The organism is Roseimaritima multifibrata (genome assembly GCF_007741495.1).
GTDB classification, from domain to species: Bacteria; Planctomycetota; Planctomycetia; order Pirellulales; family Pirellulaceae; genus Roseimaritima; species Roseimaritima multifibrata.
Genome location: NZ_CP036262.1, coordinates 591,780 through 613,687, shown reverse-complemented (window position 1 = coordinate 613,687; position 21,908 = coordinate 591,780). Strand labels below are relative to the sequence as shown.

Here is a 21,908-nt window from a genome sequence, read left to right as displayed (position 1 = left end):
GGAAAGTTGTCTATGGTGTGCGACTTTCCATAGTGATCAGCACGATCAGAACCGCCAACAAAGTGACCCAAACGGCGACGGCGATTCGCGTTGACTTGGTGGCTCGCTCGGCCTCCCACCAAGTCCGTGGGCGGATACCTTGGACTACAAACGTCAACACGCCAGCTAAGTTGACACAGATCACGTTGGTCGCGACCAGCATGATCGCGCCTCGTGCCAGTGCAAATTCGCCGTTCGCGAGTAGCAAACCGAATACAGCGAACGGCGGCAGCAAGGCGACCGCGACCATAACGCCGATCAACGAAGAGGGCGCACCGGTCGTGAACGCCAGCACTCCTGCAGTTCCTGCGGCCAGTGCCAAAACGACATCGCCCATGTTCACACTCGTGCGATCGAGCACGCTATGGCTAGTGCAATCCAGGGTCAAGAAACTGCCCGCCAAAAAAGAGACCACCAGTGCAAACAGCAAACCGACCGCGTTGGTACGCAGCGATTTGATGGCAAGATCGATATCACCGAGTGCCGTCGCCAGACACAGCGACATATTAGGGCCAAGCAGCGGTGCAATTACCATGGCACCGATGATGATCGCCGTGTCGTCTCGCATGAGTCCCACGGCGGCAACCAGTGTCGCCAGCACGGTCGAGGCCAGGAACACTCGCGAAAGCTTAGCGCTTTCGACGATGTCGGTGTACAACTCTTCGCGACTGATTCGCTGCGAAATCTTTTCTACTGATTTAAGTTCTTTGTCCAGCCGTCGATCTTGAACACGAGGTAGCGTCGCTTCGATTGGCAACAATATCACTCGGAAACCATCGATATTGCCGAATCGGCTTTCCAGTTGGTCAAGAAGCATCTCGGTCTGTTCGGTGCGGACTAACATCCGTACCAACATCATGCCACCGGACAAAGAATCGTCCCAGCGTTCAAGCACTTCATCGATGCGCGTTAGCTTCTCGATATCCACCGCCGCATCGGCGGGCAAAATCAGTTCAATCAGGCGTAATGCCACCGGTTACTTTCGTTGAAATATTAGCACGATTGTTCAAATACTATGGCTGTAATCGCGATCACGGCCATCGCTTGAAGAGGATCTTTCTTTATACGTTCGAGTGGGGCAATCGGTCGGATCGATTGAGCCGGCGTCAATCACTACCGTGTGGCACACAGTTTGCGTCTTCGTCATCGCCGCTCCCCCACATCTATCCCGAAGGCTTCCGAATGAACGCTCTGCTCGAAATCGCACAACTCTCATCCCATTCTAGTTCCTCCAATGCGGCTCGAATTCGAACCGAAGTTGAGCAAGAACTTGCCAACACCAACCGCGCGCCCCTTCGTCACATCCGCTGTGACTATCGGCATGGCATCCTGTACTTAATGGGGCAAGTCGACACATACTTCCTAAAGCAACTTGCCCAGGAACACGCTCGCCGCGTCGACGGCGTGACGCATATCGTCAACAACATTTTTGTGACGACCTAACCCACCAGCGGCTACCGCCATACCCACATATCGGAAGCCGTTAAGACTTTTGGCTAGCAACTTCGCTTGTCAACCTTATCGTCCTGCCATCGCGCCATCCAGCGGGGATGCCCCTGACCCCACGTCGGTTGCCACAATGCGGAACACCGTTTGCAAGTCTGGTTCCTCGCGAGAAGCTTCAATCGAATGGCACTGCTTTTCTTACCCAGATATGCAAGGAACCTACCGATGCAACTGAAAGATGTAATGACGACGCACGTGCGAGGAATCTCCGCGAATCAAAGCGTACGCGAGGCTGCGGAGATGATGAGTCGAATGCGCATCGGGTCGCTACCCGTATTCCGCGACGGACAACCCGTCGGCATCGTTACCGATCGTGACATTACGGTCCGAGCGGTTGCTAGCGGGTGTGATTGTTCTCAAAAGCCGGTGGAAAAAATAATGAGTGACAACCTGTGTTCGCTGCCCGAAACGACTTCGATCGAAGACGCGTCCCAGGAAATGGAGCAACGCCAGATTAGACGAGTTTTGGTCGGCGGCGAAGACAATACGATCGTCGGCATCGTTTCACTAGGCGATATCGTCGCAAAATCAAACCAACAAGGCTTGTCAGCGGAACTGATCGAACGGGTGTCCCAGCCTTGCCAACCGATCTTGGAAGCATAACGCTTCCTTGAATGATCAGTTTGATCTGGCGGATCCGACCAATCTGTTTTCCTCAACGCCGCAGGTCAAAACCATGTTCCCGTTGCGAGATTTTATCCGCACTTGCCGATCGCGTCTTTTCCGGCGGCAGGCTGTTGATTCAACAGGGGTGGACCTGACCGGTGGGCGTTTATTGACAGCGGTGCTGGTCACACGGCGATTGCTAGCGCGATCGGGCGTGGTGAACGAAGCGGAGGCCATGGTCGGTGTGCTGTTGCCACCGTCGGTCGCCGCCGTGATCGCCAACACAGCCATCGGCCTGTCCGGCAAGGCAACGGTGAACTTAAACTACACGCTTACCGATGAGCGTGTCGAAAAATGTCTCACCGCATGCGCGATTTCGCACGTTATTACCAGCCGTCAATTCATGAAACGGCGACCCTTTGAACTTTCTGCAAAATTTGTCTGCATGGAAGACCTAGCTCGGCAGGCCACTTGGTGGGACAAACTGGTTTGCGGACTTACCGCATACGGACTGCCTAGCTTTCTTCTCGACCGCATGCTCGGGCTGCAACGCACCAAGTCCGACGACTTAATGACGGTGCTGTTCACCTCGGGCACGACAGCCGATCCCAAAGGCGTGATGCTATCGCACGGAAACATCGCCGCTAGCATCAACGCGATTCGGCGACTCTACCGCACTCGCCCCGATGATGTCACTCTGGGCATCCTGCCGTTCTTCCACGCTTTCGGATACTCAGCCGCATTGTGGCTACCGTTCGGATTAAACATGGCAGCAGCCTACCACTTCAATCCTTTCGCGGCGAAAGCGATCGGCGAGCTGGCTCGAAAGTATCGCGTCACCGTTCTATTCGCGACGCCGACTTTCTTAAAGCTTTACTTGCGTCGTTGCCATGCGGACGATTTCCCAGCGTTAGACGTAGCCGTTGTCGGTGGTGAACCACTGGACGCGAGCCTAGCAAAATCGTTTACCGAGAAATTTGGGGTCGCACCGGCTGAAGGCTACGGGACGACGGAGCTATCACCCTGGGCGTCAGTCAACGTGCCTGCACATCGTACGATCTCTGCACTGGAACCCGCGTACAAAGGGGGAACCGTCGGACAACCCGCCCCAGGTGTGCAAATTCGGATTATTGATCCCGAAACGCGCGCCGAATTGCCTACTGGCAAACAAGGTTTACTTCTGGTTCGCGGCGAAAACGTGATGCTGGGATATTTGAATCAGCCCGACAAGACTGCCGAGGTGATTCACGATGGTTGGTATGACACGGGTGACTTTGCGAATATCGACGAAGACGGATTCATCACCATCACCGGAAGACAGCATCGCTTTTCAAAAATCGGTGGTGAAATGGTCCCCCATGCTGCGGTGGAAGACGCAATTGCTGACTTGATTCGCACCAATACGGATGATGAAGTGCGGCAGGTTGCGGTCACTGCGATTCCTGACCCGAGCAAAGGTGAGCGACTGATCGTTGTTCACACCCCGCTGGAGCACACCTCGGCCACCGACATCGCCAGAAAACTTTTTGACTCAAAACATTTCCCTGCGATTTGGATTCCTAAACCCGCCGACTTCATCGAGGTCGCCGAAATCCCAGTATCCAGCTTAGGAAAACTTGACCTTGGCGAGCTGAAACGAATCGCGATGCGGAGGAATGCTGACACAAGTTCAGCGCACATCCATCCACCAGAAAACTCCTAACACTCCGCTTCAGTGGTTCGCGACGGGACGGTGTCCGAAGGTCGCATGCATTTCCTCCACACTTCTCTTGTGGTTGGGCAGGGCCACTTTACCTCACCACACTGAAAGATCACGATGCAACCAAGCCAACTCTACTTCAACCTAGTTTGTCTGGTTTGCGATCGTCGAATGCGTGTGCAAATCATGTTGCTTGGCAAAGAGATCACGTGCGGGCATTGCACCGCCGTCACCGTGGCGCGTGATGATGCCGACCGACCTGCCCGCGGTTTACCCCATTCCAAAACGGTTAATCAGGTTCCGCTTCGATGAATCCATATTGATAACCTGCAAGCGGTGATTCGTATGCATGCAGCTAGCTGCTGCTAGTGATCCAGGGAGAACAAGGCCCCTTCTTATTGGACAGGGATGCAGCCAACGCCTAACAACCTGAGCTCCATCTCCCAATCTCACCCCGACGATCGCTACTAGCAAAGCGACCTGGAAATGGTGACCGATGACGTTGCAATCGTGAAACCTGAACAAGTCGATGCACTGGGCGCGTCCAAACAGATTGCTGACTTGCTTTCAGAAATTGGACGAGCGCCGGAACAACGCAGCAAAAGAGCTGTCTTCCTGGCCAGCGGCTCACACGACCGCGATGGAAAGGACGATGTGCGGAATAGACATTGGTACAAAAATTGCGAACGGTTTTTGATAGTGGAACTCGACATGAGTTTCGTCATGTGTCCGCCGAAAGCCTTAACGGCTTCCGCTACGAAACCAATTCAATAGGAGAAACAAGATGGCGTTTCAGTTCACTTGGCCGCGCGAACTTAACCGACTGCAAAGCGAGATGGACCAACTGTTTGGTCGCGGCAACGGGTCGCTCACTCGGCCGCAAGCGTATCCGGCAATCAATGTGCTCGAAGACGACGACAACTTATACGTCGAGGCTGAGATTCCTGGCATGGAGCTGGACCAGTTTGAGTTGTTTGTCAATGCTGAAAACCAGTTGACGCTGCAGGGCGAACGCAAGCAACCCAATGGCGGAACGACGGCGCGGCACCGCGAGGAACGAGTCTTCGGTCGCTTTTCGCGAATGATCGCACTGCCGTCGCTTGTCGATGGCGATGCGACGACTGCGGAGTACGTCGCTGGCGTGCTAAAGATCACACTGCCGAAAAAGCCCGAAGCCAAACCGCGACGAATTGAAGTCGCAGCAGGTTAGAAAAGCAAGATCGGTCAGCTTGGTCTGGCCGTTTCGATGGATTCCCCTTTTCGAACAGACGGATCGGTTCAAATTTGTGACCGAACCGCCCGTACTTAAACGACCTAAACCACGAGGACCAATACCATGGTAGAAACCACACTTACAAAAACCACTCCTGCGCAAGCCTCGGCCGAACCGACTCGTCAGGTACCGTTGTTCCAACCTCGTTTTGACATCACCGAAAACGAGAACGAACTGACACTCTACGGCGACTTGCCAGGCGTCCAACAAGACGAATTGGACATTCGCTACGAGAACGAGCAACTCCATATTTCCGGCAAGGTTGCGGCCCGCAATCAAGAATTGCAAGTTCTGCATCAAGAATATGGTATTGGTGATTTTCAACGCACGTTCACGATCGGCGAGTCGATTGAAGCTGACGCGATCAATGCAGAGGTTCACAACGGTGTCTTGATCGTGCATTTGCCCAAAGCGGAAGCGGCCAAGCCCAAGCGAATTACCGTCAAAGCGATCTGATTGTCGCAAGCGAAGATCGGACCGATTAGTTCAATCTGTTAATTCTGAGTGTTTTCTTGAATACCAAACGAACCTTTAAGGAAATCTAACCATGTTTAAAAACCTAATCCCTTGGACAAACCAGAACGACACCGAAATGATGGAAGTCGACCCCAAGACCGAATTGGCACAGCTCCGTGCCAACTTTGATCGCATGCTTAACAAGATGTGGGCCGGCGATTTGGATGACGCCTGGAACCAAGGCTGGGGCTGCGACGTGCAAGATGCCGAAAACGAAATCGTTGTCCGTGCCGAAGCTCCTGGCTTTGAACCCGAAGAAATCGACGTGCGTTTGTCAGCGGGGCGATTGGTCATGCAAGCCGAACACAAGACCGAGCAGCAAACGCACGAAAACGGCAACGGTCACTACAGCAGCTACGGCAAATTCTACCGCGCAATGAGCGTACCAGCAGGCATCGAAGCGGAAAAAATCGAAGCCAAGTACAAGAACGGCGTCTTGGAGGTTCACCTGCCCAAGGGCGAAGAAGCGAAGTCAAAACGAATCGCAGTGCAAGCGAAGTAACGCGAGCTCGCGAGGCAAAAGATCGGTCGGATCAATAGGATCCGGCCGATCTTTTTTTAGGAATGCGGGCCGAAACTCTTTGCGACTTTCGCTCCCTTAGGGCGTCTTGAATAAATCCAGGAACCGGTCTTCGTAGTCCTCAAAAACACCTAGTCGATCCAGTTCGCTTTTTAGCTCGAACGCCCGGCTTCGGTCTGCCGCGGCGATTTTGAACAACGATTCAATGTGCTGTTCATCTTCGGGTGAAAGTTGTGACGCCGATTTCCAATCTTCGCCCGTCGTCTCTTCACCCTCGTCGGGTTCCGGTTCCAAGCGTCGCCGCATCTCGGCGACGATCTGTCCCAACCGATGCTCTGTTTGCTCAGAGTGCTGTGCCAATTCAGCCAAGTCCAAATCGATCTCCGCCATCTTCAAGAAGACACGAAGCACCGCCAATGATGCTTTCGGGTACAGCAACTGAACAAAAATATGTGGCATCTCGCCAAGCAAGCAGACGCCGGGCATTCCTTTTTCCGCTGCCGCCGCCAACAACACACCGTTAAGTCCGCCGACGTGTCCATCATCAAGGACTTGCACGTTAAAGCCGCTCATCTCATCGAGCAGTGACTGCTGAGTTGCGGCTGCAAAAATGCGGGCATCGGTTCCGGGCTGCATATCGGTTGCCATCGCGGCAAAAGTGAACAACCGTTCGACGCCCTGATCGCGAGCAAAGTCGATCAACTGCTCGCAAAACGCCAGTTTGTCCTGCTGAATCTGCGATTCACCGATGAACACGATCACGTCGCGTCCCCCTGGGGGCGCCTTCCATGCGAACAAGCGGCTACGCGGTCGCTGCGGTTTTTGTACCAATCCGTTTTTCACGATCGCCGCGTCCACGTCAAATAGTTCGCTCGCTTCGAATTCGGCAAGCAGATTCATACGCAACTTGGACATCAAGTAATACCCGGCGCTCAAGGCGACATGCCCCATACCAGGCCAGACAGCGATCAACCAGGGACGATTAAGTTGTGGTGAGTCATTCATTGGGAAACCTCCGTATCGTGAGGAGAGCAAAAAACAGGCCACTTCGGTCCGTTAGTTGCAATATATGCATCGTCCGTTTCAGGCATCCGCCATTCCCGCACACTATATTCTCATCACCCAGTCTCGGCGTTACTTAACAAAAGTCATCTCGACTTCCGCTACCAAGGATGCGAAGTGTTAACACTGATCTTGATGATTGTCATTTTCTTCGCACTATCGGGCCTGATGGCTGCGATCGACGCCGCGATGCTGAGCGTGACGGGACCGGAAGTCGAGGAGCTGATTCATCAGCAATGCTACGGCGCGAAACGCCTACGTGAAGTCAAGCACCGCATTCGTGATGCGGTCGTAGTGATCGTGATCGCCACCAACACAATCAACGTGCTCGGACCGGTGATCGTCAGCCACCAAGCGTTCGAATTATTCTCGTCACGCGGAGTCGTGGTGGTGACGATCGTGTTGACGCTGGGAACGATCGTCTTTTCGGAGATTCTTCCCAAAGCAATCGGCAACCATTTCGCTCCCTTGGTGGCCCGACTTTCCGCTCCTACAATCCTGGCAAGCGAGCGCGTGTTGTTTCCGCTGGTGATTCCACTGGGTTGGTTGACCAAGCGATTTACGCCGGGCACACGGCAACTCGGTACCGAGTCACAAATTCGATCACTCGTGCGCATGGGGCATCAAGCCGGGCACATTGAAACCGATGAAAATCAATTGATTCACCGTGCGTTCGTGCTCAATGATCGCATGGCATGTGACATAATGACACCGATCGACCAGGTCCGAGCGATCGCGGCATCGAGTCTTATTTCACAAGCTGTAACGGAAGTCGAGCGCAGCGAATTTTCGCGTTACCCCGTATTCGGTTCGACCATCGACGATGTTCAAGGCATCTTGCTCAGTCGAGATTTGCTGAAGGCGATCATTCACGGCGACTCGCAGCATACAGTGCTTTCGCTGGTGGTTGATCCGATGATCGTTGACGCGAAAACTCGCAGCGATGACCTTTTAGTCCTGTTTCGCGATCAACGTGTGCATCTTGCCGTGGTCCAATCCGCCGGAAAGACTCTCGGTATCGTCACACTGGAAGATGTGCTGGAACAGCTGGTCGGTGAAATCGACGACGAAAAGGATACGGCGTAGAACAAATCGATCTAATTTGTCGCGGCAACGCTGACATACTCTGTCCCGCAAGCGAACATGCCAGCAACCGCCGCGGACAGGCTCCCGCGGGAGTTGTTTTCATATCGGATCCCAATCGCGTTGAAAGCGACGGAAACCGGCACAGAGATTGCGGTTCAACGAATTCGCATCACAATCCGTTTACCTCGAGAGTTGCTGAAATGAATGTCCGCATGATTGCCATTGGCTTGCTCCTACTCGCACAAGCCGGATGCACGCCCGACCCCAAATCCGGAAAAGGTTTTACGTTGCCCGAGGGAAACATCGAGCGAGGACAACAAACGTTTGCACAACTAAATTGCCAAGCGTGCCACACCGTCGCAGGTGTGACATTTGATGATACCGAAACGTTAACGGATCAAAAGATCATCGCATTGGGCGGTGCCAAAACGAAAGTTCAAACTTACGGCGACTTGGTTACATCGATCATCAACCCGTCGCACCGATTTGCAAAAGGATATGAAGAAGAAGACGTGGCACAGGACGGCCAGTCAAAAATGAGGTTATACAACGACGAAATGACGATCCAACAACTGGTCGACATTGTGACCTTTCTAGAATCGCACTACTCGGTCGTCCAGCCCGCTCCAACGCCGTACGGTCCCTATTTCTACTGATTCGCGTTGCTCCAGCACAAATCCGACCTTCAAGCCATGCCATCACTTGGCCGTTTTCCGGGGCATGTGATGCTGCATTGTTGCCAGCGCGCGATCGACGTACAACGGCCGATCAGAAATGGCATGATGGCATTCCGCACCTGTCAAAGCACTTCGATCGATGAATGCCAAGGCAAGGTTCGAAATTGAACGAGCGCCCCCAAACGTTTGGCCTCCGTCATCTATTAAAAACGTCAAACGCAACCTGACTCGGTTACCTCGCCTTCGGTCGCAGAAATGGAGTTGGTGCCAGCAGTTCGCCATGTTGGTTTCAAGTTCTTCGACGCAGTGTTGGCGTCGAGTTATATGCGAGGGCATTTGAGATTGAATGTTGTCGCCGACGAACACGACACCACGGGTATCAAACGCACGCCTGTGCGGAAGTGGCGTGCCACAATGTGCGCATCGGTTCCTCTGGATGGATACGGGATTGCGAGTAGGTAGCAGTATTCATATCTATCTTTTTTGCAAACACTCTTCCCGAAGCACCCGACCAGCATGATATGGCTCGTGCAATGGAGATTCAAACGCGATGTCAACTCAAGTGCACCAGCATATGTCGACTCTTCGGCATGCGACGTGCTTATACCAACGACGGTACTTTACCTCGCAGTGTTATTCGTTGTCGAAAAGTTTTTGAGGATCGCTTGTGCTTGTGCAAACGCGGTCAATGCTCCATCAAAAGAAAGGATACTGACATGAAACATTTGCTAGCCACGTGCGTGCTGTGCACTGGCTTACTGGGACTAATCGGCTGCAACCAAACGGCCAGCGAACCAGCAGCCCAAACGCCGACAGCCGACTCAGCGGACACTCCCGAAGTGACGGAACCAGCGACAGACGAAACGGCCGAGAAAACGACGGTCGACACGTCGAAAGAAAAACCCGCAACCGAAGAAAGCAAACCGTAGCGGAAGTCGTCAATAGTCTCGGCGATCCACAATCAGCACCCAAGCGAAATTCTTGGAGATTTTCGCTACTTGTCGAATCGAAGAACCAGTTCAGATTAAACCCATAAGGAATTCAGCTCATGAAGAAACTTGCACTAACAATCACTATGTCTATCGCAATGGTAGCGTTGAGCAATACCGCCGACGCTGGTTGGGGTAGCAGTGGTGGAAGTTCAGGCGGTAGCAGCGGCGGGAGTGTCGCCAGCTACGCAAGTTCAGGTGGCAGTAGTGGCGGTTACGTTTCGCGAAGCTACGGCAGCAGCGGCGGCAGTTCTGGCGGGATTGTCTCGCGAATTCGTAGTCGCGCCGCTGCCCGCCGCGCGAGCTATGGGAGTTCCGGTGGCAGCAACGGTGGTAGCTCGGGCGGATACACCAGCGCATACCGAGGTTATGGCGGAAGTAGTGGTGGCAGCAGCGGCGGCTACCGCGTTCGAAGTCACGGCTCGTCAGGTGGTTCATCCGGTGGCAGTTGGTAGTCTGCGACCGGCTGGGGCAGCATGATCGGTCGGAGTTGTCGGATCCGAAAGATTTGACGGATCGGGCCGATCTTTGCCGTCTCCTTGTCAGGCCGTTTTAGAAAAACATTCGTTTGCAGACGGCTAGCCGTCCTGGTTTTGCCTCATGTCATCTTCATCCAGAAATGCAACTGCGAAAAATGCCAATGCCGAAGATACCCAGCGGATCGAAGCCGAACGCTTATCGGCCGTTTTGCAAATGATCAGCGGGCTGGCTCATGAAAGCCGCAATGCGATTCAACGCGCTCAGTCGTGCTTGGAACTGCTTGAACTGGGCGCGAGCGATGATGAGGAGCAACAGAAGCTGACCGCCAGCATCCACCTCGCGCTCGCAGATTTGCACCAGACGTATGAAGACGTCAAAACGTACGCCACGCCAATTAAGCTGACATACTCGCTGACCGATCTAAAACAGCTCTGCCAGTCGGTGTTTGATGAGGTGGCTGGTTCCGTTGCTGGTAAACGCGCATCGTTAGATTTCATTGAGAAGCCCCCCTGCGGCAAAACGATGGTCGATTCGACGCAGCTGCGATTGGTGCTGCGAAATGTGTTCCGCAATGCGATCGCCGCGAGCGACAACGACACTCGGATCGAAGTGCATTGCCACGAAATCGAACTTGATGACCAGCCCGCGATAGAAATCCGAATTCGTGACCACGGCAGCGGATTGGATTCCTCGATTAAAAGCCAACTGTTTGAACCGTTCGTGACAACCAAGCAACGGGGCGTGGGATTGGGCCTGGCCACCAGCCGGCGGATCGTCAAAGCCCACGGCGGCGAAATCAACATAGCAAACCATCCGGGCGGTGGCGTCGAGGTGCAAGTGCTCATTCCGCGATAAGAACGCACCTGCCGATCAGCACGGCAGCAATCAACCGAGCCAGCGAAGTAAGTTAATTGGCTCCGGTCCCGGTAAAAAAGAAGCTGCGGACAGCCATCAACCAACCGCAGATCGCCCAGACTCTTCGGCTTATCGATTTACCGATTGTCGCCTTTCGCTCGGGACGCGAAATTCATTGGTGACGTATTGCCGGTCCAGCATGCTTCCGCTGAGATGTGATCACGAACTCAAATTCTTAGCGGAAGGGCGCGAGCCCTCCGGCCCGTAAACCAGTCAATTTAATCGCATTCGTGACGGTCCTGAATACTCGCTTGCGATTCGTGCTTGTAAACGGCGAGAATCCTCGTCTCGGGCAGACGAGGATACGCGGCATACGTGAAGAAGTCCGCATGGGCGAGGTGATTGCCGCCGCAAAGACCGTTCAGTTTTTAGTGCTCGAACCTGCGGGAGCACGATCCTGCGAAGTGGCATAGAATGAGACCGCGAAAACGTGATTTCTAGTACTAAACGTTCTATTCTGGACCGAGCTCTTCTGTGCAAAACCCTTCTCACTCCTTCAAACGTCCTGAAGCCGACCTCGCCATCCTGGAGTTGCTCGCGGTGCAGTACCCAAATGTCGACGCGGCGATCGCTGAATCCGCACGACTTACCGCCGTGCAGACACTGCCCAAAGGAGTAGTGCATGTGATCAGCGACATTCATGGTGAAGACAAAAAACTTCAGCACATTATCAACAATGCTTCGGGAACCCTGCGACCGCTGATCGAAGAACTGTTTGCAGGAAGCATGAACGATGAGGATATGGAAGAGTTTCTGACGCTCACCTTCTATCCCGCGGAGGTGACCAAACGAGTCGGCGAAACGTTGACTCATCCTGACGAAATTCGAGCATACGCACTGCGGATGCTAGGGCCACAACTTGAACTGCTGCGATACCTGGTTTCCAATTTCAGCCTGCGACTGGCAACCGACGTGTTCCCGGCCGAGTATCGTGAACTGTTACTGGAAATCATGCATGCCCCTTCCACCGAACGGGGCCCCGAGTTTGTAGGGGCGATGCTTAATGAACTTGTCCGACGCGATCGAGCGTTACATTTGATCCACCTTCTCGGGCGTCTTATTCGCAACCTTGCAGTTGATGAACTGATTATTGCGGGTGACCTGTGGGACCGAGGCCCACGCGGCGATCGCGTGATGGACTACCTCCGCCTGCAGCCAAACGTCGAACTGATTTGGGGAAATCACGATGTTCTGTGGCTGGGCGCATCGCTCGGCCACGAAGCACTCATTTGCACGGTCCTGCGGGTCTCGTTGAGGTACCGACGACTAGGACAACTGGATGAAGGATACAGCGTACCGCTAACGCCACTGGAACATCTAGCGAGAACGATCTACGCGAACGACCCTGCCGAACACTTCATGCCCAAAGGGGAAGGGATGCGACCAAACGAAGTGGTCGCAAGGATGCAAAAGGCGGCTGCGGTGATGCAATTCAAGCTGGAAGGTCAAATGATCCAGCGAAACCCAAACTGGGACTTGGACCACCGACGGCTGATGCACCGCATCGATCACGAAAAGGGAACCATCATCATCGACGGCAAAACCTATGAACTTCTCGATACAAACTTCCCCACCGTCGATCCCGAAAACCCGTACCAGCTATCCGAAGAAGAAGCGAGTTGCCTAACATGTCTTAAGCACTCCTTCCTAAACAGCCAAAAGCTGCGTGAGCAAATGCGGTTCATGGTTGGGCATGGTTCAATGTATCTAAAACGGGACGAATGCCTGATCTTTCATGGGTGTGTTCCCGTCGATGCCGAGGGGAACTTTCTTCCGCTTGAAGTGGATGGGCAAGCGTTGTCGGGTCGCGAACTGTTTGAAGAAATCGAAAAGGTGGTCAGGCGCGCGATTGTCGACTCAGAACAATCCGACCTGGATTTCCTCTGGTATCTCTGGAGCGGGCCACGGTCTCCACTTTTCGGCAAAGACCGAATCGCCACCCTGGAGCGCGACTTCATCGCAGACAAGACATCTCATCGAGAGATAAAGGACCCCTATTTCTCACTGATCCACGAAACAGACTTCTGCGATAAAGTGTTGACCGAATTTGGTATGGAGACCGCAGGCGGTTTAATTGTCAACGGACACGTCCCCGTCAAGGTCGAAGAAGGCGAATCGCCGCTCAAGCGGAGCGGTAAAGCGATCACCATCGACGGAGCATTCTCGGAAGCTTATGGCGATTACGGTTACACGTTGGTGTTAGAACCCAATCGCATCGTATTAGCACAACACTCCCATTTCGACTCAGTCGAAGCAGCGATCCGAGACGGAGTCGACATTGTGCCGAAGGTGCAGAACATCCGTGTTTACGATTCTCCACGATGCACAGGCGACACCGAACGTGGCCAGCGAATTCGATATCGAATCCAGATGCTCAAGCGTTTGATCGAAGCCTATCAAACGAATCGCTTGCACGAACGGGGAGCCTAACGCCGTTCAATCCCTGTCCCTTGACGGAGAACCACCCTCTGGCAAACGTAGCTATCGTCACCAGACGGTGGAAATTTTGGGCCTGACCACGCGCTGACAAGCATCGAAAAGCTTGTCTCCGTGAACAGGATCGCCTGAACCCTACAGTCCCAGGGCGATCAAATCGACCAGCTGCTCCAAATCAACTTCTTCATCATCGTCCAACTTCGAATCGATCGTTAGATCCACGGGCCACTGCGAAAAGACCTCCGCGGTGTCCGACTGCGTCAACTTGCGCGTCGAGGCGTCCAGCACGGCAAGTTCATCGCCGGCTTGCAGCGAAGCGTCCTTGTCCTCTGCTGTCACCGTCGCCGAAAGTCCTGCAGCGATCTCCCCCTGCAACGCAGCATCGCGGCTCAAACGGTTCAGTCGATTGATCACTCGCAGTGCGTCTTGAGGTTCGACCCTGCCGTCGCCATTGACGTCCGGCATTGCACCGAAGCTCTGTTGGATCCCGCTCGCTTCAACTTGCACGCCTTCACCGTAGGCACCACTACCGTGACGATTCAGATAGTTGATCACCGCCAAAGCATCCCTCGGCTCCACAGTCCCGCTGCCATCCACATCGTAAGCATCCACAGCGTTCGTGGCGTTCAGTCCGACGACCACGACGGGATCGATCGATCCCGACGCGGGGACGACGGGCGGATCAAAGTTACCAACAACCGGCAAAGCAAAAGCATCTCCGTAACTGGCATACAAGTCAGGGCCAAACGGTTCAGGAGTAAAATCGATCACGTTGCCAGCCCCTTGCGGGTTCGGCACAATCCGATCGGTGACCGGCACTGCCGCGGTGGATACACTGACTTCTACGTTTCGCCAGTTGATCAGGTTGGTCGAACCTGCAACGAAGTTGGTCAGCATAACCGGTTTAATAAAGGCTGTACCGGGGCGGAACTGGGTAAGACCCATACCGCTGCCCGACAGCGTCGCGCCATACTCTGTCCACTGTTCGGGAACCGATTGGTAGGAAAGTGCAGCGTAGCTGTACGTCCCACCAGACATCGTATTGCGAACCGCCATTCCGGCGGGAATCGCAGGTCCTGCCCAAGGTTGGTTCAGCGTAATCACATTCCCCGCAATCCCGCCAGCACTCCACAGGCCGGTCGTCAAATTGCTGGCTACGTTACGAGTGTAGGTGTAGTCGGGATAGGTATAGCCATCGCTGTTGGTGTACCCGTACCAGGCAAGACTGCGATGATGGGCGGCCCCAGCGTTGGCCCAGCCGCTCGCATCTTGCAGAACGATTTGCGTATCGCCCGGATTCAGCGGTGCGGCTAGCTGCGTATCGGCCGCATTGGCAAACCGATTCACATGGAACGGAACAATTTGTAATTGATCGGAATCGTAGCTGGCAAAGCCAAAGTACTGGCGGTTATTCGCTTCGAATTGGCCACCCACTCCGTCGCCAGATCGAGCCTGACCGGACAGATGATACTCTTGACTGGGGTCGACGGGGACAAAGTCGTCCGCCAGAAAGGTTCCTTGCGGATTGGCCGAACTAATCGAATCCACCCCGTTAAAGACGCCTGTGTCCAACTGGACGTTCGATGCCGGTTGACTGAGCAGGATCATCCAATCCGCTTGCTCGCCAGGAGCTACGCCACCGCCATCGGGATTCCATAATCCGATGTCATCCAGTCCATCGCCGTTGAAGTCCGCAGCGACGGGAATTTCGCGAACCCCGGGGAAGCCAAACGTGAACTGCTGGTCCGTAAAGCCGTCGATCCCGTCGGCGCTCAGGTCCAGTGAGAAGACATCATCGGCCCAGGCTCCCAAATCGTCGATGCCGTCACCGTCGAAGTCGCCCACGATTGGTAGGCCAACCATGTCGCCGTTGAGCGTGGTATCGACCTGGAAATCATGGCTGGTGTCCAGATACCAAATCGTGCCGTCCTTCAATCCCACTTCATCGCCATTGACGGCGTTGCCATCAAAATTACCAGCGACGGGACGACCATTCACCTGAGCAGGATCGGCGACCACCAAATCGGTGACGCTATTGTTATTCGTATCGATCAACCAGCGGAACTGACCAGCGACTTGACCATAAGCCGCCAGCTTAGCGAAGCCATCGGCGACGTCCCCCGCACCGGCGACAAAGTTACCCGCGAATACGTTGTCGGTCTGGAAACCCAGCTTGTAGACGATGTCTTCATTGGTATCGTCACTATTGATGTCTTCGGGATCGAAGACGTTATTACCATTGGTGTCGATATAGACGCCTCCAAACGCAAAGGTGCCGATTTCGGCTCGAGAATCCACGGTAAAGCGAGCCACAAAGTCACCGCCGGGTTGACCATCGCCGCTTGGGAATACCGGAGCTTCGTTGGGTTGGCTGGCATTGGAATCACCGTCCAAGGCGTTGCCCGCAGGATCGACCACTGCATCGGAGATCGTTAACGTAAATCGATCATCGGGCAGGGGATTGGCAAAATTGATCTGAATTTTTCCGGTCGCTGGACTACCGGGGACAGGCACATCGGGTGTGAACGCGACACTATCGATAGCAATGCTGCCATTGTGATCCCCAATGACTTGATAATGGCCAGGACTATTGGCCGTCTCCGATTCCAAAGCGTCATAGAGAAATTGAATGATGCGATCCGGCAAGTCCTGCACGGACACCGTCAGCGCATTGACAAGCGGCGTCGGACCTTGTGCCGGCTTGATATCGAACAAATCGTAAGCCGAATGCCCCGTGATCTCGATATCCGTAACCTGTGGGCCTTGTGTGTCGATGAAAACATCGAGCACTTGCCCGTCATCTCCATTGGCATCGTTAACTGTATTCACGTTTCCAGCAAGGTCTTCGGCGGTGACCAGCACCTCCCGAAGGCCATCGTAATCAAAGAACGCAGGGTCATTTAGATTGCGGATAAAGCTAGCTTGCCATTGCCCCACTTCGAAAACCTCATCACCGTCAAGCGGGGAGGCAACAGTCAATCGAAACTCGCCAGGATTGTCGACTAGGTTATTGTCATTATTGATGGTTTGAAGTCCGTCCACATACAGACGCACAATCGCATCGGCTTCGGCAATTCCCCAGAAACCTGTTTCCGCATCGGAGGTAATCCGGTCAGTGAAGGTAAGAGCCTGGGGGATAACGCCGGTGTCGGTCTGCCCTGGATTGATACCGACAATACTGACAGGAGGAGCAACCGTATCTAACGTCACCTGAAGGGTCCCACCTAATTCGCCACGCCCAATTTGTTCAGGCGTTGCGCTGTCGCGGACCCAGACGGCGGCTTCAACAAAGTTATTGTGACCTTCCAGCAAATCACCAGGGGCGGCCGTGAATCGCCAAGTGTTGCCAACACCGGTGTAGAATGCAAAGCCAAGCGAGACTTCGTTGTTAAAGACTTCGACGCCATAGTCGAACGCGGCATTGGCCGTATTGTCATCGGACGTATCGGGCAACAAATCCAGATTTAGAAAAGTGTCCAATCGATCGTCATCTAAAAGGATGTCGAAGGTGGAGGTAACGACGTTCGTGATGTTATCACTATCGTGGCGTCCCGAATCAGACGCCGCCTGCAAATCGACAACCGAAGGGACCGGCGCCACTTCATTTTCAACCGCAACGCTATAGACATTGAGGGCTGCGTTCGTTTGTCCTTCGACGCGCAAGTAATAGGTCTGATCTTCGACCGCACCGTGCGTGAACCTTAATCCGATCATATTGCCAGCAGCATCCAACAGATTGGTGCTGACGCCAACGAGCGTTCCGTCTGAATCGTAGACTCGCGCCCTTAATTCGCCATTGCCCGGCAACCCGCCACGACCATTTGCGAGCGTAGGAAGGGTTTCAAAATAGACGCGATAATCAAGCACGCCAGTGGAGGCGGCCGTGATTTGATAGAAGTCGCGGTCCAAGGCCAGGGATCCATCAATTGTTGGATCGACGTTAATCGTGGCTCCCGCCCCCAAGAACGTGGCGTTAGGAAGCGTGTTGTTGGACTCAAAGGGATCAGGTTTAAAAACCACCCAACGTCCCGCACCGTCCGTGCCGGTACCACCGCTGACCGGATCGGCATTTGCAACTTCAGCGAACGCGATACCCTCATAGACAATTTGCGAAGGCATCGCGAAAGGCGTCACGGATGAGTGATTTGGGGCGATCGTAAAGGTACCTGATTGACGATCATGAGCGATTCTCTGCAGGATGGTATCGCCAATCCCATCGTCAACGACCCGCAACAAATCGCCAGTGTTGGAGTCTCCCCCAACCACATGGTATCGCAACACGTCGGGACGAGGGTCATTGCCAATATCGAACAGCGAATCGTCGATATTGATCGTCACCAGGTCATCACCAGCAAACAAATCGATGCGAACTTCCTCAAGCCCGCTAAACGTTTCAATCGCAGAGTTGCCGTTAAAGTTGCGAACCAGCGACGAGGTGCTACTCTGCGTCACCGCAATCGCATCATCGAAAAACGGACTGAGCTGATCCGTCCCGTAAATGCCCATTTGGTCGAAACCAGCGCCGCCGTCATACGTGTTGTCACCAATCAAAAATCCCGCAGCAAACGCCCGTGGATCGCCGCCGACCATCAAGTCGTCACCGTCGCCACCTTGTAGCGAATCATCGCCTCGCCCGCCGACCAACGTGTCGCGGCCCTGATCTCCACGCAAGGCAAACGCTGTTTCCACTTGTACCTCGCGAGCATCCAGCAAGTCGTCACCGACACCTCCGTTGATCGTCACCGAAACAAACGAGGTCGAACTCGCGTCGGGAATGTTTTCGAATTGAACGGAATCGTCGCCTGCATCGCCGTTAACCGTGAGAGTTTCTAGCCCGGTCGGCAAACCGTTGTGATTCCCGACAAAGAAATCGTCCCCCGAACCGAGATTGATGGTCACGTTCGCCTTATTGGAAAACTCGATTGGTTCAAAGTTGTCGACCGTCACGCGTCCTGCAGGCGCCGGCAAGATTTGCGGCGCTTCGTAGGTGACATGGTTGTCGTCTTGCAGCAAACTGGCGAGCCCCGGAATGCTGGTGATCGCAAACGTTGCCGCATTCACGATCGTCGTTACCGGTTCGAGTTCTTCAAACCAAACGACTTGGCTGCCCGACGCATCATTGATCGAATGTCGTCCTGAACCGGGGAGCTGACCGACTGCGACTTCTTCACTGACGTATTCGGTTCCGCTGTCTACCGTCGTAATCGTCAGCCTATCAAAACCTCTATCTAGTCCAACAATCGGATCCGCAGCGTCACCCTCGCGACTTGTACACACGCCGTCACCACTGTAACGAATCCCCATAGGCAGGCTTAGCAAACCGTTTGAAGAATCGATAATCAATTCATCATTTCCTCCGACTCCAAAAACGTTGATCTGCTGAAATAACCCGATCGGCATCTGAAAATCGGGGACGGTCCCCGGATTGTTAACGAACACATCCAGCAGTGTCGGGTTTCCCGCATTCAGCATCAATCGAATCTGATCGTCTTGGTTAAGGTGATCGTCGTCGCCACAGACGGTGAGCACGCTTGGTGTGAACAAATTGATGGGTGAGTCAACGGTCCAGGCTCCCCTTCCCAAGGTCCCCGCAAGAAACAGGTCGTCGGTCGTGTCGTAAACTAGCTCCGACACTGGCGCGTTTGGCAGTCCCGCACCGTATTCGGTCCAAACTTGGTCACTGGTTGTCAGCATTCGATAAACGCCGTTGGCACCGCCCACCAGCACCGCGTCGCTTCCCGGTCCGTTAACAACACGAACCGTTCGCAACAAGAAATCATTGAGGTTCCCTGAAACCTCTTCCCAGGCGTCCCCCGCATCGAAACTACGGAAGACTTGGTCCGAATCGACGACGTAAACCGTCATCCAGTTCTCTGGATCGACGGCAATCCCTTGAACATTCGTAGCCCCCGCAGGCAAGGCTGCCGTGGCATTCAATGGCCCGGCAGCAGTGGTTCGCAAAAAGACTTGGTTGCCTGAGCCAACGTACAGGATTTCAGGATTGTCCACGTTGTTCAGGCGTCCCCCGTAAACCACAGGAATCCCATCTCGGTCTCCATTACCAGGCGCATTGATGACCAACCCTGGCGCGATCTCGGTCAGATTCTCGCCGCGGTCCATCGATTCATAGGTCGAATTTCCGCCGCCCAAAATCAAGCGGTTCGGAGCAACCGCATTGGTGATGACGGGAGTTGCGAACTGACTGGTAATCGCAGCCCCCCCGCCGCCGACCGCCAGCGATGGAAAGACTGTCGCACCGACCTGACTATTTCCAGCGTCGAAAACGCGGTAGCGAAACGAAGTCGTAAAGTTCTGCGTACTCGCGTACCGCAGGGAGTTGCCACCTCCGACAAGCGTATCGACAGCAACATCCCCACCATCGGCTTGCGTCACACTGTCGTAGGTAAGCGAACCCGTGGCAGTTTGCTCGGGAGTTCCGGTATCCTGAGCACCGCCGATAATAATATCCGAATTTGAATCGTAGGCGATGTCATGAAATTCGGTGATCTGGAGGTTGCCGACGAGGGAAAACCAGTCACCGGTGTTGTCGGTGGGACTAGTCCGTCGGTAAATCCCCCCGTCGTCGGTTTCGATCAAATCTCCGTTGGCATCAAATACCATTTCTCTCGAATCCGCATGTGGCGAGCTATTGCTGGCCGTCCCGCCATCAACGAACCCCATATCTTGCACATTGGTTAAATGTTCCCACTGGGGCGACAGAATGTTTGTTGTCGATCCAGGGTTAATCGATGCGATCGTAGTATCGCCTCGGAACAAGCGGCCTGTGAAGTTATTTGAGCCGATTGCATTAACGAATGGTGAATCCTGTCGATCACCGCCGACATAGACAATACTTGGATTATTAGGATCGGCCAAAATCGAAAAGTGAATGGCCCCCTGGCCACCAGGTTTGGAGCGAGGACTAAGTCCTTCAAAATCACCGTCACTTTCTTGCGTAACCGGTAAATCCATTTCCATCCAAGTCGGCGCAGGAGATGTGGGGTCATCGGAATAGCCAAGGTAATTGGGCTGTCCATTTGCGATCACGCCCACATACACGCGTCCATTGGAAGCGACGGACATTTCGCCATTATTGTTCCCCAGCGCCGTAAAAGCGGCGTTTTGCGATGCATCCCCTGACGTGATGTTGTTCCAAGTGACTCCGAGGTCATCTGTTCGAAACAATCCAATGCCGCTTACCGATGCATACAGTCGGTTGCTATCGGTTGGGTCACTGACCAAGTCAAACGCAGCACCCGTCGGCAAACCTGCAGTGCCCGAAACCAAGTCGAAAGACACACCACCGTCATCGCTACGATAAATCCCTCCCCCCACACCGCCACCAAAATTGTTTGCAGCCACGACCATTGTGTTGCCACGGATCGCCACACCAACAACATTTCGACCGATCAAATCATCTTGACCTAACGGATCCCATGTTGCTCCACCGTCCGTTGTCCGCAACAGACCGGTCAGCGCGCCGCCGATCCTGCTCCAACTGCTAGTGTGTCCGATGCCAACCAAAATCGTTTGGTTAGTACCATCAGTCGTGTCAAACTCCATCGCTCCGGTTGACAATGACGCGAACTGATCCGTAAGTGGCGTCCAAGTTGGACTGGCTGCAGTCGCGTCGGTGGTCTTCCAGATTCCGCCGTTCGTCGCGCCTAGGTACAGGACATCTGCGTCAGTCGGATCGGGGAGGACCGTGTGGACGGCACCAACAACAGGATTCGCACCAGCGCCCGTGCTGGGGATGTTTTCGACCTGAGCATTAATCGTCGGCTGAGGTCCTTGAGGCCCCCAGAAATCGATGCCTTCGGTAAACACCGCCAGCAATCGCCGATCTTCCAGAGATTCCACTATCAGACGACGTTGGCGGCGAATATGACGCTCGGTTCGCCTCATTCCAACCGAGGTTCTCGATAAGCGTTCGCTCCGAATCAACATACCAATCTCCCGAAAAAATCAAAGTTGCAACACCACGCCCCCCCTCTAGCGAATAACCAGAGGCAACCAACGAGGCTAATTTTGACAATCCGCAAAGTCAATCAAATTCGGATAATCGTTAAAAAACATTTGACTTAATCGAATTGCTAATAGGCGT

At 54.0% G+C, this 21,908-nt stretch carries 17 protein-coding genes; 14 read left to right on the top strand and 3 right to left on the bottom strand.

Features of this window, described 5'->3' with window-relative positions; all coding sequences use genetic code 11:
• Positions 1 to 10: 10 nt before the first annotated feature.
• Positions 11 to 1,012, bottom strand: coding sequence for a TIGR00341 family protein (locus tag FF011L_RS02360; RefSeq protein ID WP_218932965.1), 1,002 nt, complete (start codon positions 1,010 to 1,012; stop codon positions 11 to 13).
• A gap of 209 nt (positions 1,013 to 1,221) precedes the next feature.
• On the opposite strand from FF011L_RS02360, the gene FF011L_RS26120 reads away from it, so the two are divergent.
• The 8 genes from FF011L_RS26120 (at position 1,222) to FF011L_RS02320 (ending at position 6,141) form a co-directional block, all read left to right on the top strand.
• Positions 1,222 to 1,482, top strand: coding sequence for a BON domain-containing protein (locus tag FF011L_RS26120; protein WP_218932964.1), 261 nt, complete (start codon positions 1,222 to 1,224; stop codon positions 1,480 to 1,482).
• A 228-nt stretch (positions 1,483 to 1,710) separates the two neighbouring features.
• Positions 1,711 to 2,148, top strand: a complete 438-nt coding sequence (locus FF011L_RS02350; RefSeq protein WP_218932963.1) for a CBS domain-containing protein — start codon at positions 1,711 to 1,713, stop codon at positions 2,146 to 2,148.
• A gap of 7 nt (positions 2,149 to 2,155) precedes the next feature.
• Entirely contained in the window at positions 2,156 to 3,853 is a 1,698-nt protein-coding gene (locus tag FF011L_RS02345) for an AMP-binding protein (RefSeq protein WP_145349914.1), read from the top strand.
• A gap of 114 nt (positions 3,854 to 3,967) precedes the next feature.
• Positions 3,968 to 4,162: a hypothetical protein gene (locus tag FF011L_RS02340; RefSeq protein ID WP_145349912.1), complete on the top strand. Its 195-nt coding sequence runs from the start codon at positions 3,968 to 3,970 to the stop codon at positions 4,160 to 4,162.
• A gap of 174 nt (positions 4,163 to 4,336) precedes the next feature.
• Entirely contained in the window at positions 4,337 to 4,624 is a 288-nt protein-coding gene (locus tag FF011L_RS02335; RefSeq protein ID WP_145349910.1) for a hypothetical protein, read from the top strand.
• Between the two features lie 10 nt (positions 4,625 to 4,634).
• Positions 4,635 to 5,060 carry an Hsp20/alpha crystallin family protein gene (locus FF011L_RS02330; protein ID WP_145349909.1) on the top strand — a complete coding sequence of 142 codons (426 nt, stop codon included), beginning with the start codon at positions 4,635 to 4,637 and terminating at the stop codon, positions 5,058 to 5,060.
• Between the two features lie 126 nt (positions 5,061 to 5,186).
• A complete protein-coding gene (locus FF011L_RS02325) occupies positions 5,187 to 5,579 on the top strand; it encodes an Hsp20/alpha crystallin family protein (protein WP_145349907.1) in 393 nt (130 codons plus the stop codon).
• A 91-nt stretch (positions 5,580 to 5,670) separates the two neighbouring features.
• Entirely contained in the window at positions 5,671 to 6,141 is a 471-nt protein-coding gene (locus FF011L_RS02320) for an Hsp20/alpha crystallin family protein (protein WP_145349905.1), read from the top strand.
• A 96-nt stretch (positions 6,142 to 6,237) separates the two neighbouring features.
• Here the strand turns inward: FF011L_RS02320 and FF011L_RS02315 are convergent, their stop codons facing one another.
• Entirely contained in the window at positions 6,238 to 7,164 is a 927-nt protein-coding gene (locus FF011L_RS02315; protein ID WP_145349903.1) for a PAC2 family protein, read from the bottom strand.
• A 174-nt stretch (positions 7,165 to 7,338) separates the two neighbouring features.
• Between FF011L_RS02315 and FF011L_RS02310 the strand changes: the two genes are divergently transcribed.
• From FF011L_RS02310 to FF011L_RS02285, 6 genes are all read left to right on the top strand, one after another.
• A complete protein-coding gene (locus FF011L_RS02310) occupies positions 7,339 to 8,307 on the top strand; it encodes a CNNM domain-containing protein (RefSeq protein WP_145349901.1) in 969 nt (322 codons plus the stop codon).
• 200 nt (positions 8,308 to 8,507) lie between these two features.
• Complete coding sequence (locus FF011L_RS02305; protein ID WP_145349899.1) at positions 8,508 to 8,963, top strand: c-type cytochrome; 456 nt, start codon at positions 8,508 to 8,510, stop codon at positions 8,961 to 8,963.
• Between the two features lie 737 nt (positions 8,964 to 9,700).
• A complete protein-coding gene (locus FF011L_RS02300; protein ID WP_145349897.1) occupies positions 9,701 to 9,913 on the top strand; it encodes a hypothetical protein in 213 nt (70 codons plus the stop codon).
• A gap of 119 nt (positions 9,914 to 10,032) precedes the next feature.
• Positions 10,033 to 10,428, top strand: a complete 396-nt coding sequence (locus FF011L_RS02295; RefSeq protein WP_145349895.1) for a hypothetical protein — start codon at positions 10,033 to 10,035, stop codon at positions 10,426 to 10,428.
• Positions 10,429 to 10,573: 145 nt separating this feature from the next.
• Positions 10,574 to 11,308, top strand: coding sequence for a sensor histidine kinase (locus FF011L_RS02290; protein ID WP_145349893.1), 735 nt, complete (start codon positions 10,574 to 10,576; stop codon positions 11,306 to 11,308).
• A 534-nt stretch (positions 11,309 to 11,842) separates the two neighbouring features.
• Complete coding sequence (locus FF011L_RS02285) at positions 11,843 to 13,798, top strand: fructose-bisphosphatase class III (RefSeq protein WP_145349891.1); 1,956 nt, start codon at positions 11,843 to 11,845, stop codon at positions 13,796 to 13,798.
• A 141-nt stretch (positions 13,799 to 13,939) separates the two neighbouring features.
• Here FF011L_RS02285 and FF011L_RS02280 read toward each other — a convergent pair whose 3' ends face one another.
• Complete coding sequence (locus FF011L_RS02280) at positions 13,940 to 21,751, bottom strand: dockerin type I domain-containing protein (RefSeq protein WP_145349889.1); 7,812 nt, start codon at positions 21,749 to 21,751, stop codon at positions 13,940 to 13,942.
• Positions 21,752 to 21,908: the final 157 nt, after the last annotated feature.